Genomic DNA, 8,448 nt, shown 5'->3' with positions numbered 1-8,448 from the left:
CTGAGCAATTACAGCTTTTATAAATGTTATAGAAGCTCTTTCTTGCACCGCAGCATTAGGAATTTCTAAAATATCACTAAGTTTGATAACTGCATCAGATCTGTAAGGTGGCAGATAATGAATGGTTTGTCCTGACGATAACGATTTTTTAATCAAAGTTTTAAGTGAAGCAGATTCAGCCACTTTATTGATTCCGGTTTGGGCCGCGATATCAGTCAACGAAGGTTGTGTTCCCATCCAAACAATGTCATCAATCGTCGGCTCGTTACCTATCAGTATTTCAACATCCTCATCAACATTAATTATTGCAGCCAAACCAGGCTTGTCCAAACCAAAAAAATAAAGAAAAGAGCTGTCCTGGCGGAAATAATATGTGTTGTCCTTATAATTCATGCCCACTTCTTCATTCCCTAAGAATAAAATAAGTCCGTTACCAACAGCCTTTTTTAATTCATTTCTTCTTTCCTTATATATAGCAATATTAAACATTTCCCTTTTCTATTAAATTAGTTATTGTTCAAGTTATTCCATTTTACTTTTCCAGCATCAATTCCTTAATGTACTTAACAGGGGCACTGCCATAACTAAGGAATTTTTCATGAAAAGATTTCAGATCAAACTTATCTCCTAGTTTCGTTTTATAATCCCGGCGCAAGTCTATGATTTCTTTGTATCCAGTATAGTAACTTGTCAGCTGCACATTACTTACACTTACTCTTTTCCATTTACCTTCCGCCTCAGCCTGCTGCTGAAACGCTTCCTTGATTAAAAGATGTAATGCTTCTTCCTTTGTCATATTTCCAGCATGCACGCTGTAATCCAGAATTGTATTACAAACAGTTCGTAAATGCCATTTATACCACATCAGCCACATTTCAGGCTGATTATTTCCAAAACCATTTTCAAGCATCATTTGCTCGGTATAAACAGCCCAGCCTTCAATCATCGCTCCATTTCCTAAAAGCGATTTTATCAGACTCGGCGATTGATTAGCATAAACAAGCTGGGTATAATGCCCCGGAATTGCTTCATGGATATCCAGAATCTGCATTATATAACGATTGTATTCCCGTAGATAACTTTCCGCTTTTTCTTTTGGCCAGTTTGCAATACTTCCCACATTATAATATGTATTTCCACCTTTATCATACGGTCCCGGCGCGCTGATTGAAGCTCCTGCAACACCAGCCATATATGCAGGCTCTTTCCTGACAATAAGAGGTTTTGTCGGATCAAGGGTTATCAGTTTCTTTTCATTGATAAATTTAATCAGGCCGGGAATGATGTCGGAAATTGCTGTCTGAAAATCCTGCTGTTTAGCGTGATTGACCGAAAGCGTATCGATCATTTTCCCAATCAGTTCAAGTGAATCTTTTGGCATTGGCTTATTACCAAAATATTTTGGCCACAATTGTCTGCTTATTACGGCCATTTTTGACTGCACTTCCTCTTTCCTGGCAACGGCTGAATCATAAATCTGCTCTGCTGTGTATGCCGACTGAATATTATGAGCGAATTTTCTGCCGTACAGATCTTTTCCTAATCTGAAACTTCTCGGTTTATCGCTTTTTAATTCTTTAAGCCACTTTGCATAATCTTTTATGGCAGCAACAGCCTTTCCTGATCTTTCAATAATCTGTTTCTTATCGGCAGCATCAAGTTTTGATTTCTTTAACGAGTCCAGAAGATCATTTTCGAATATAGATAATCCGCCCAAATTCTGATCTACTGCCAAACCTAATAACTCGGGTACAGGGTTGGAGATGGTAGTTTTCGCAGCTTTATAGTATTCAGGTACATTGACCAATCGCCCTTTTATACTATTCAATCTTTCTTCCAGCGGTGCGTAATTTTCATTCAAAATAAATGCAAAAGTTCTGCTTACGTTATACGAGGAAGGATCCCATTGATATGATTTTAGTGTATCGGTATTCCACTGACTTTCTTTTAACAAATTTTGAATCAGATAAAAGTCGGTTTGATTTGCAGCGGACAGCTGTTTGGGATTGATTCCAGAAAGAGAATCCAGGTGGTTTTTGGCAAAAATATTTGCAGATTCAATAGATTTCTGATCCGGAATTACCAACACACTATCATATTTATGAAAACCAGCGGTTGTTGCCCAATCCGGATTTTGTTTCCACAATGCTTCAATAAAAGATTCTGAATACTTTTCAAAAACCTTATCGGCTTCGACATCTTTCTCTTCGGAATTCGAACTTTTACATCCTGTAAATAATAATGAAGATAAAAGGAAGGCAGACAACATGAATTTTGTAATGCCAAGTCTTCGCTTTAATGATTGCGGGTCTGATTCCATACAGCTTTTTACAGGAAATTTAAGTTTTTCTTTTATTCCAAAAAGTCAATTCTGAACATCAGCCAGCCTGGTTCAGATTGCCAAATTTAGAATTAAACCCCTGAATTTTCTCCTTGGTAATTAATAAGTTTTTAACCGATTTTATCCAGTACTGAAATATTGGAAATTGCGTAGATCTTAGCCTTTGTTTAAAAAACGAAGCAACTGTAAGCATTCCTGAAAGATTTTGAACGATAATATGTTTGACAATATCAATCAGTCAAATGAAAGAACTTCCACCGTTAACGGAGGTCATCTTATAATACCACAATCTGTCTTGTTACATCAATGCCAGGACCTTTTATCCGCACAATATATTTTCCGGAAGAAAGATTTCTAACCGGAATTTTAACCCGGCTTTTCATATCCTGCTTCTGGAAAGTCATAACTCTTCCCAAAAGATCATAAACTGTGATTTCGGCGCTGCTGATATCGTCACGGGATTCTACATAAATATTATCTCTTGACCCCGGATTTGGGAAAACGACAATATCAGATTCACCTTCTGTAATTACTTCCAGTTCATTTGAAAAAGGAGAATAACATGTCAGCAAGTTTGTACCAATGGCAAAAGTTTCTCTGGCTCGGGCGGAATATGTACCCGTTACATTTGTCCGGACACTGCTGGTTGTGGATGTCGTCAGAATCTGTTCGTCCCGTTTCCAGTCATATGATTCATTCAGGCCAGTTTCATTGATCGTTGCAGTTGCTGTGAAAGGTCCTGATTTTGCAATAACCGGCGTGGGAATTACAGGACGAACGATAAGTGATGAAACGTTGGAATTATCCGAAAGACAACCAAAAACGCTCTGGCTTCTGACAAAATAATTTCCACTTTCGGACACCGTAATGGAGTTTCCGCTGATTAAAGGATCATTGGAACCTTGTTTGTACCAGGTATATTGATCATTTCCTGCATTGATTGAAAAAGTAAAAGAAGAATCAGCACATACCTGTTGGGATCCCGACTGGACAATCGTTGGTGTGGCAGGTTTGATGGATGAACTGATCACCATCTTCTGGCTGAGAAGTGTGTTTCCGTAAGCATCCTTAACCCGGGCTATGTAGGTTCCGGTATTTGAAATATTAATCGTTCTACCACCGCCAATACTATTTAAGTTTCCGTTTACAACTGTATACCAGAAATAATTCAGATAGCCATCCGGTAAAGTGAGCGTAACGGAAGTATTATTTGCTGCGCAGGTACTGGTAATTTTTGGTTCATCTGAAACTGAAACAGGATTGACAGTTGAGAAAAAAGTATCGTTTAAAACGTCATTCCATGCGTTGGCAAGAATTGTTGTTCCCTCAACTCCCTGAAAATGTGTTCCATCTCCTCCACGACTTACATAAAGATTATCCGTTTCCGGGCCAGCATAAGCAACACCAGCAAGATCCTGAATTACAGCATTTTGAGCTGCAATAATTGATGGACTTGTAACTGAAACCTTATTTTGATTTGCAACTCTGGAAGTCCTGGCAATTACCCACGGTATTTTAAAATTAATATCGCTGCTCAACTTGTTGATCAGGTCCTGAAGACCGTTTTTATAATCGTTGAAATTGGTATTCAAAGGATAAGTGTCTGATTCTCCCTGCATCCAGAGAATTGCCCTGGCGCCATATTGTTTGACATAATGCTGCATGGAAAGACGCACATTCGCATACGGCATCTGGGGTGCAAATTGGATTAAACCACTGGCAACGTCCCATGTAGCTTCATTGCGACTGCTTTTATTCCAGTTGAGCATGGCTGTACCTTCCCAGGCTGTATTGACGAAAAGTACAGGAACATTTAATTTGACTGTTAGCAGATCGCCAAGAATTCCCCAACACCAGGTGCCATGTCCTCTAAGCCCCATGGTTATGTTACTATTGTTGAGCTGGGTAAATAAAGGTGGCGGCAGATTATCAAGTGAATTGGTAATTTCATTATTATGATCGATGTAATTGACTCGCTCATCGGTTGCTACCGGGCTTGTGTAATTGATGCCCTGAGCATTCGACTGGCCCGAAATGATAAACACTTCTCCTACACCAACCCGCGAAATCTTGGCAGGATCTCCAATGATCACGCCATTTTTTGAACCTCTGACCTCAATACTGTACCAGCCGCCGGCAATTCGGACAGTGCCACTGAAAACGCCTCCGGTCGGATTGGTTAACAATGTTTTCCATGGAATTTCTGTTCCCTGCGCGGGATTGACAGGTACTACATGCACTTCAATTTTGTCGACAGAAATGGAATAACTACCACTGATTGTAACATTTGCTGATTTATCTAAATCCCGCTGATAAACGGCTCGTTCCAAAGGAGCCGTCACGGTGACCTGTGCCCGCAAATAAAAAGGTAGAAAAATGAATAAAATCCCAGCTTTGCAAAAAGTCCCAAAGCGAATTTTTTCTATAAAGGAGTTTAAAGAATTTTTAAAGTATTTCATGAAGTGTGCAAAAATCAATAGAGTCACTGTGCAATTACTACGACACAAAGTATATAAAAAACGTTGTGGCGATCAATAAAAAACTATTAAGCGGATGAGGGTACTTATGCCTTTTATATAATTACGGATATCACTGCTGATTTGTTGCGCAGGCTAAATATAACCCGATTATAAAAATAATCCTGTCCGGGACAGATCGGGACAGGATCTAATTTATATCTCTTAAATCTTCCCGGGAATTTCGATATCTTTTGATTTACTCTTCATTTGAGCATCAATAACTGCTACAAGTGCCATGTTATAAATACTACGGACCGAACTCCCTAGCTGAAGAACATGAACAGGCTTTTTCAGGCCCAATAAAATCGGGCCAATGGCGTCAGCATTCCCAACTTCCTTCATTAAGTTATATGCAATATTGCCAGCAGCCAAATTTGGGAATATTAAGGTGTTGACATCCTGATTTACGAGCTCGCTAAAAGGATAACTGTCCTGCAAGTTTTTTGGATTGAGCGCCACACTTGCCTGCATTTCACCGTCCACAATTAAAGACGGCATTCGCTTTTTGATAAGCTTTCTGGCGTCCGACATAATTTTGGCCTCAGGAGAATTACTGCTTCCAAAATTGGAATAACTTAACAGTGCAATACGCGGTGTCAGGTTGAAATTTTGAACTTCTCTTGCGGCTAGTGCTGTAATATCTGCAACTTCTTCTGCGGTCGGATTGAAATTCACGGTTGTATCTGCCAGGAATAACGGACCTTTTTTAGTTATCAAAAGGTACATCCCCGCAATTTTTTTCACACCATCTTCTGTTCCTATGATTTGAAGTGCGGGGCGAATCGTGTCAGGATAATTTTTGGTAAGACCCGAAATCATTGCATCAGCATCGCCGGTTTCCACCATCATACAACCGAAATAATTCCTGTCTGTCATGGCTTTTTCTGCCTCGTACTCATTGATACCTTTACGCTGACGTTTATCAAAATAAAGTTTAGAATACCGCTTCCGGTTTTCCGCCTGCGAATCACTTCTTGGATCAATAATCACCATTCCTTCCAGATCAATTCCATTTGCGATAGCCAAAGATTTAATCTTGTTTTCTTCTCCTAAAAGAATCGGGAATGCTGCTTTTTCATCAAAAACCAATTGCGCTGCTTTTAACACTTTCCAGTTGTCCGCATCAGCGAATACCAATCTGCGCGGATCCAGACGCGCTTTGTTTCCGATCACACGAAGCAGCTGATTATCAAGGCCAAGTCTGTGATTCAGTTCCTCCTTATACGCTTCCCAATCCAGAATATGTTTTTTAGCCACGCCACTTTCCATAGCAGCAAGTGCTACTGCCGGTGCAACGGTTGATAATAATCTTGGATCAAGCGGTTTTGGAATGATATAGTTTTTTCCGAAAGAAATCGTCTTTTCGTTATAAGCTAGGTTCACGATGTCCGGCACAGCACTTTTAGCCAAATCAGCCAGTGCTTTTACGGCTGCCAGTTTCATTGCTTCATTAATCCGAGTTGCCCTTACATCAAGCGCACCACGAAAAATAAACGGGAATCCAAGTACATTATTAACCTGATTTGGATAATCACTTCTTCCCGTTGCCATAATTACGTCACTTCTAGCACCGGTTGCGGCTTCATAAGAAATTTCCGGATCAGGATTTGCCATCGCGAAAACAATTGGATTGTCCGCCATACTTTTGATCATATCGGGCGTCACCACATTTCCTACGCTTAGTCCTAAAAACACATCCGCATTTTTCATTGCCGAGGCCAGTGTCATTTCAGGCGTTGCAGAAATCGTATATGGAATTCTGTCTTCGCCAAGGTCTGTCCGGGAAGCATGAAGTACTCCGTCTTTGTCAAACAAAATAAAATTTTCAGGCTTTGCTCCCAGCGAGGTATATAAAAGCACACAGGACATTGCGGCTGCTCCTGCCCCACTAATTACGAATTTCGCAGTTTCAATTTCCTTTTTCTGTAATTCCAGGGCGTTCAACAAAGCAGCGCTGCTGATGATCGCAGTACCATGCTGGTCATCATGCATGACCGGAATTTTCATTTTTTGCCTTAATTGTTTTTCAATATAAAAACATTCAGGCGCTTTGATATCTTCCAGATTGATACCGCCGAAAGTCGGTTCCAGAGCCAAAACGATCTGGATAAATTTGTCGGGATCTGTTTCATTTATTTCAATATCAAAAACATCGATATCAGAGAAAATCTTGAACAAAACGCCCTTACCTTCCATAACCGGTTTACTGGCTTCCGGACCAATATTACCCAAACCAAGAACCGCAGTTCCGTTTGTAATTACGCCAACCAGGTTACCTTTGGCGGTGTATTTATATACTTCCTCAACATCTCTGAAAATTTCCTTGCAAGGCTCTGCCACGCCGGGAGAATACGCAAGAGACAAATCCCGCTGGGTTTTCGCATCTTTTGTAGGAATTACTTCAATTTTCCCCGGTCTTCCTTTGGCATGATAATCCAATGCCTGTTCTTTTCTTAATTGCTCCTTCATAATTAAATTTCAATTCACATCTCAATAAGCCATTTATACCGGCCTTCTTTGATCAGAAAATCTTTTAAACAACTCTTTTAATCTTTTTGATTGCGCAAAAGTATCACACTTTACTCCGAATACCTGTTAATGATTCATTGTTTTACTAATAATCTACCAAATACTTAGCCAAACGGACTGTCAGGGAAGATTTTTTATTGCGGCAGCCAGCATTTCAATGTATTGTTCACGATCAATATCATATACAACTTCCACATTTGGTTCTTTTTGCAGAACAGTGAAATAATCAACAACGGTGGCTCCCGAAGTAAGTTTCCCGTTAGTTTCTACGGCCACATAACATGGTTTTGATTTAAACATATCCGGGTTCAGAAGCCAGGCGATTGCGCAGGGATCATGTAGGGCCGCGCCGCCTTCCAATTCAATACGGTTTTCTCTGTAAAAAATGGAGAAGAATTCCAGCAAACCTGCGGCAGCCAAACCTGTCTTATTTCCAATGGATCTGAAAGTTTCGATATCTTTTTGAAATACAACCGCTTTATGGGTCACATCCAAACCACACATGGTAATTGGTATACCCGAATCATAAACAATTGCTGCCGCTTCCGGATCAGCATAAATATTGAACTCAGCAAGCGGTGTCATGTTGCCGCGGAAAATGCCTCCTCCCATCAGCGAAATCCTTTCGATCTTGTTTTTCAAATTTGGAAATGCCAAAAGGAAAGCTGCAATATTGGTAAGAGGTCCGGTAGGAACAATTGTGATTTTTTCTTCACTTTCTCTCAAAATATTGGCAATTCCTTCAACCGCCAAAATACTTTCGGCTTCTGAAACAGGTGCCGGAAAGACAGCACCATCCAGGCCACTTTCTCCGTGCACATGATCTGAAACCAGTAATTCTCTGAGCAGTGGTTTTTCACATCCACGGTAAACCGGCACTTTCACTTCCATTAGAGAAATCAATCTCAATGCATTAAAAAGCGTTTTGTCCTGCGTCTGGTTTCCTGCCGAAGTTGTTATTGCTTTTACATCAAACCGTCCGCTTCCAAAAGCGAGCATTAACATCAGCGCGTCATCAAGGCCAGGATCGCAATCTATAATTACAGGTATTTTTTTCAT

General features: G+C 40.2%; 5 protein-coding genes (1 of these 5 only partly in view). All 5 read right to left on the bottom strand.

Going from position 1 to position 8,448, the window contains the following annotated elements; genetic code table 11:
* Window positions 1-489 carry the 5' portion of an aminopeptidase P family protein gene (locus tag IEE83_RS10615; RefSeq protein WP_194120563.1) on the bottom strand. The gene continues 900 nt to the left of window position 1, outside the view, so the window shows 489 of its 1,389 coding nt (coding positions 1-489); the start codon lies at window positions 487-489; the stop codon falls past the left edge of the window.
* Between the two features lie 43 nt (window positions 490-532).
* Window positions 533-2,320 carry a DUF885 domain-containing protein gene (locus IEE83_RS10610; RefSeq protein WP_228101763.1) on the bottom strand — a complete coding sequence of 596 codons (1,788 nt, stop codon included), beginning with the start codon at window positions 2,318-2,320 and terminating at the stop codon, window positions 533-535.
* A 296-nt stretch (window positions 2,321-2,616) separates the two neighbouring features.
* Window positions 2,617-4,701, bottom strand: a complete 2,085-nt coding sequence (locus IEE83_RS10605) for a sialate O-acetylesterase (protein ID WP_194120562.1) — start codon at window positions 4,699-4,701, stop codon at window positions 2,617-2,619.
* 321 nt (window positions 4,702-5,022) lie between these two features.
* Window positions 5,023-7,329 (bottom strand): NADP-dependent malic enzyme, encoded by a 2,307-nt coding sequence (locus tag IEE83_RS10600; RefSeq protein ID WP_194120561.1) that lies wholly within the window; start codon window positions 7,327-7,329, stop codon window positions 5,023-5,025.
* 180 nt (window positions 7,330-7,509) lie between these two features.
* A complete protein-coding gene (locus IEE83_RS10595; protein ID WP_194120560.1) occupies window positions 7,510-8,448 on the bottom strand; it encodes a nucleoside hydrolase in 939 nt (312 codons plus the stop codon).

Source organism: Dyadobacter subterraneus (assembly GCF_015221875.1).
GTDB lineage: Bacteria > Bacteroidota > Bacteroidia > Cytophagales > Spirosomataceae > Dyadobacter > Dyadobacter subterraneus.
Note: the sequence above shows the minus strand (reverse complement) of the source record. Positions and strands in the feature narration are given on the sequence as shown.

Coding starts and splice junctions, on each gene's coding strand:
- IEE83_RS10610 (WP_228101763.1), bottom strand. CDS start 2,320: ATGGAATCAGACCCGCAATCATTAAAGCGAAGACTTGGCATTACAAAA.
- IEE83_RS10600 (WP_194120561.1), bottom strand. CDS start 7,329: ATGAAGGAGCAATTAAGAAAAGAACAGGCATTGGATTATCATGCCAAA.
- IEE83_RS10595 (WP_194120560.1), bottom strand. CDS start 8,448: ATGAAAAAAATACCTGTAATTATAGATTGCGATCCTGGCCTTGATGAC.